The organism is Sporomusa sp. (assembly GCF_057736855.1).
Window position 1 is genome coordinate 1 of the sequence record NZ_JBYKYF010000259.1, and the last position, 4,430, is coordinate 4,430.

Annotated in this window: 5 protein-coding genes and 1 pseudogene; all 6 read left to right on the forward strand. The window is 45.5% G+C overall.

Going from position 1 to position 4,430, the window contains the following annotated elements; all coding sequences use genetic code 11:
- Window positions 1-351 (forward strand): P-loop NTPase family protein (locus tag AC29Z1_RS14055; protein WP_488272083.1); only part of this gene is annotated, 351 nt, incomplete at its 5' end.
- Between the two features lie 75 nt (window positions 352-426).
- Complete coding sequence (nifB, locus tag AC29Z1_RS14060) at window positions 427-1,710, forward strand: nitrogenase cofactor biosynthesis protein NifB (RefSeq protein ID WP_488272084.1); 1,284 nt, start codon at window positions 427-429, stop codon at window positions 1,708-1,710.
- 191 nt (window positions 1,711-1,901) lie between these two features.
- Window positions 1,902-2,834, forward strand: a complete 933-nt coding sequence (gene cysK / locus AC29Z1_RS14065) for a cysteine synthase A (protein WP_488272085.1) — start codon at window positions 1,902-1,904, stop codon at window positions 2,832-2,834.
- A 63-nt stretch (window positions 2,835-2,897) separates the two neighbouring features.
- Entirely contained in the window at window positions 2,898-3,773 is an 876-nt protein-coding gene (locus AC29Z1_RS14070; RefSeq protein ID WP_488272086.1) for an ABC transporter ATP-binding protein, read from the forward strand.
- Between the two features lie 77 nt (window positions 3,774-3,850).
- On the forward strand, window positions 3,851-4,204 hold the full coding sequence (locus tag AC29Z1_RS14075; protein ID WP_488272087.1) for a DUF2292 domain-containing protein: 354 nt from the start codon (window positions 3,851-3,853) through the stop codon (window positions 4,202-4,204).
- A gap of 27 nt (window positions 4,205-4,231) precedes the next feature.
- Window positions 4,232-4,430, forward strand: a pseudogene (locus AC29Z1_RS14080) (radical SAM protein); the annotation flags it as partial.

Consider the following 4,430-nt stretch of genomic DNA (forward strand, 5'->3'; position numbering starts at 1 on the left):
GGCGGAGCGCTGCTAGGTGGGTTAATTGCCAATTCCATCAATGCTCCCTATGCAAAAGAGATTGTCGATGACTTTGTGCGGCGGACACAAACCCGGGTAGTGGAGTATATACCCCGTTCGGTAACAGTAACGCAATCTGAACTCCAGGGAAAAACAACCGTGGAAGCAGCTCCATACTCTGAACAGGCAAAAATTTATAGCCGATTAGCCCAAAAGGTAATAGAGACCACAGAGTCAAAAGTGCCATCGCCTTTGGAAACCGCCGAATTACGTAAATGGGCAGCCGCATGGGCTGATCAACTGCTAGCCATGGAGACAGGTGAGGTTCGTAGCGCGGCGGCTGGGATTTAATGGGAATTATCAGGGCCCCCCTTACCACTATAGGCAGGCTGCCTTAAATGGGGGCAGAAACAGCGAGGTGAGAGCATGGGCAGCGTATGCTTCGGTAGGCTAAGTACTGATGTTTTGGCGAAAACAGGTAAGCATCCTTGCTACTCGGCAGATGCTCAGCATAAATATGCCCGAATGCATTTGCCTGTAGCTCCCCGGTGTAATATTCAATGCAATTATTGTAATCGTAAATTTGACTGCGTTAATGAAAGTCGCCCGGGGGTTACCAGTGAAGTATTAACACCAGAACTAGCTAAAGATAAATTTGTTTGGGTAAAAGAAAAAATCGAACACCTCAGTGTTGTGGGCATAGCCGGACCGGGTGATGCGCTGGCTGACTGGCCGCTTACCAAACAGACAATTAAACACATTCAAGCCATCGATTCGGATATTACTATTTGTTTATCGACAAACGGATTGCTGCTGCCAGAGTATGCGCCAGAAATTGTGGCCTTAGGAATCCGTCATGTTACGGTAACTGTTAATGCGTTAAATCCGATGATTGGGGCAGAAATATATCAGTATGTATCCTATCAGGGTAAGCGGTATACCGGTGCTCAAGCAGCGGAGCTGTTACTTCATAACCAGTTGGCAGGTATTGAGTATTTGGTGAAACATGGCGTGCTGGTTAAAATTAATATCGTTATGATTAAAGGGGTTAATGATAAGCATATACCTGCGGTTGTCAAAAAGGTGAAGGAATTGGGAGTGTTTGTTACCAATATTATGCCGCTCATTCCCGCACCGGGCAGTGCCTTTGAGCATTTGCCACAGACCAGCACAAAAGAATTGAATGCCCTAAGGGATATTTGCCAGCTCGACATTCGCCAGATGCGTCATTGCCAGCAATGCCGGGCTGATGCCATCGGCTTGCTGTATGAAGACCGTTCGCAGGAATTTCGTCTGGGTAGCCGCTCAGCGGACTGCGTAACCGTAGACAACGAGACGGGGACGGTTTACCGGATTGCGGTTACCTCAAAACATGGAAAATTGGTGGATCAGCATTTTGGTCATGCCACCAAGTTGCTTATTTACCAGGGGGATGGGCAGCAATTTCAGCTTCGCGAGACTCGGACAGTAGGACAGTATTGTAACGGTATGGCAGAGTGTGATGCCGATCATCGGGATGCCGCACGGGAGCAGATTGTTGAGGCCTTAAAAGATTGCAATGCGGTGCTGACCATGCGTATTGGCTATCATGCGAAAGAGCGGTTGCAAGCGAAGGGGATTTTGGTCTCAGAATACTGTGATACCATAGAAGCCGGCCTACGCTATACAGCAGCTCAAATACAAGTTTCAGGGCGCAGCAGTAAATGTTAGGAAAGTATTGAAACTGGGTTCAGGTCAGTATAATTAAATACAATATAATCCTAATTTTTGGCTGATCAGAGAGGCTGAAGGCTGAGGTATTTTCCGCAAGAAGGTACTTTGGCCTTTTGTTATTATTTTTGATTTCTTGTTGTGCAGCCCGGATAGTATTTCGAATAATTTCGTAGAGGGGATGTGCTCGTATGTCAAACATTGCCGGCAGTATAACTGCTTTAATCGGCGGTACGCCACTATTGCGTTTGAATAAGGTAACAGCCGAGAGTCAAGCAGAAATCGTGGCGAAACTGGAGTCGTTTAATCCTGGCGGCAGTATAAAGGACCGCATTGGCTTTAGTATGATTAAGGACGCTGAGGACAAAGGACTTATAAATAAAGATACCGTAATTATCGAGCCTACTAGCGGCAATACCGGCATTGCCCTGGCCTTAATTGCTGCCGCCAAAGGATACCGGCTAATCCTGACCATGCCGGAGACCATGAGTGTGGAACGGCGCAACTTGTTGAAAGCATACGGTGCGGAACTGGTACTCACTCCTGGCGCGGCAGGCATGAAGGGAGCTGTTTTAAAAGCCGAAGAATTAGCTGCTGTGACGCCAAATTCGTTTGTGCCGCAACAGTTTAATAATCCGGCCAATCCGGAAGTTCATCGGGCTACTACTGCAGACGAAATATGGCGGGATACAGACGGTAAAGTAGATATTATTGTTGGCGGTGTTGGCACTGGCGGTACAATTACCGGTGTGGGCGAAGTACTCAAACAGCGCAATCCTAATATCAAGGTAGTCGCGGTTGAACCTTTGGATTCTCCCGTTCTTTCTGGTGGGCAACCAGGCCCTCATAAGATTCAAGGAATTGGGGCAGGTTTCGTTCCCTATGTACTGAACCTGGATGTAATTGATGAAATATTTAAAGTAAAAAATGAAGAAGCCATTACTACTGCACAGCGTCTGGCTAAGGAAGAAGGCATATTAGTCGGTATTTCTTCCGGCGCAGCAGCATTTGCTGCTCTGCAGGTTGCCAGAAGACAGGAAAATAGGGGGAAGTTGGTTGTGGTTATTTTTCCGGATACAGGCGAGCGGTATCTTAGTACCGTACTCTTTGCAGACAATGAATGATCGAATATGTTATAGCATCAATATTGCTTGGATTTGCAGTTTGCAGATAAAGGAGGAAGTCAGATGTCCAACAATCAGGTAGTACCAATGGATATTCCAGATGACAAAATTGTTGCCCGCAATATTCGGCGGGTATTCAAAATTAAGCGTAAGCCAAACGAAGCAGCTACTGAATTTGAAGCAATTAAACAGTTGGATCTTACTGTTAAACAAGGAGAATTTTTGGCGATTGTCGGACCAAGCGGCTGCGGTAAATCAACTTTCCTGGATATGATTGCCGGTTTGGCCCAACCCAGCTCGGGAGAAATATATATGGATGGTAAGCTGATTACCGGTCCGGCCTTGGATCGTGGTATTGTAATGCAGGGATACGCGTTGTTTCCCTGGCGAACAGTGAGAAAGAACGTTGAATTTGGCCTTGAAATAAAAAAGGTGCCGTCAAAAGACCGCAAGGAAATTAGTCAACAATATATTGAATTAGTAGGCTTGAAAAACTTTGAGGATAGGTATCCCCATGAATTGTCCGGAGGCATGAAGCAACGTGTAGCTATTGCCAGGGCATTGGCTTATGATCCGGAGGTTTTGCTTATGGATGAACCGTTTGCGGCCATTGATGCTCAGACACGGGAAGTTTTACAGGAAGAATTACTGCACATTTGGGAAAAAACAAAAAAAACCATTATTTTTGTTACGCATGCTATTGATGAAGCAGTGTTTTTGGCAGACCGGGTGGCGATAATGACGGCAAATCCCGGAACAATTAAAGACATTGTTACTATTAACCTGCCTAGACCACGTGATGGTATTCGCTCATCAGCCGACTTTGGCTGGGTTCGGCACAAAATTTGGGAATTATTGCAAACCGAGCATTTCACTGCAGGCAAGCGGCAGTTGCCTGGGAATGTGGCTGAATCCATATCCGCGTCGGCAGCGTTGTAAAGTCAATCAGCGCACTTTTGCATTGCATCTTGTTTGGCTGATGGTTAGTAAATAATAAAAAATTACGGAGGTGTAATGTGGAAAAGCTAAGTTCCAAGAGACGTTTGCCGCCACAAGTTATGGAGTTGATCCGTCATTCGCTGCATACGGTTAAGTATGGGCACTTAATTTTGACAGTGCAAGACGGCTATGTGATTAAAATGGAGCGAACCGAAAAGTTTATTTTTACCGCTAAAAATAAATCAAGCTATATAGTACAGGATGTTCCAGCAAGACAGCATTCTTTTCAGCCTAAAATTATTGCCCAACTTGACGGTCTGATGTATGGGCAATTGATTATTCGCATCGAAGATGGTAAGGTTGAGCAGATAGAAAAAACCGAAAAACGGAGGATCAACGAGCAGGAAGGAATATACGGAGATGGCATATGAGGATAGTTAATCAAAAAGGAGTGACCGATGACGATTACGTATGAATTGGGAGACGCTTTATATATCAATATTACCAACCGTTGTACCAATAACTGTACTTTTTGCGTGAGAAATCATCAGGAAGGTATTTTCCCCGGAATGAATCTGTGGTTGGAGCGGGAACCTACGGTTAGTGAAGTGCTTGCAGATATCCAAGCCAGGGATATTTATAAGTACCGGGAGTTTG

Coding starts and splice junctions, on each gene's coding strand:
- nifB (WP_488272084.1), top strand. CDS start 427: ATGGGCAGCGTATGCTTCGGTAGGCTAAGTACTGATGTTTTGGCGAAA.
- AC29Z1_RS14070 (WP_488272086.1), top strand. CDS start 2,898: ATGTCCAACAATCAGGTAGTACCAATGGATATTCCAGATGACAAAATT.
- cysK (WP_488272085.1), top strand. CDS start 1,902: ATGTCAAACATTGCCGGCAGTATAACTGCTTTAATCGGCGGTACGCCA.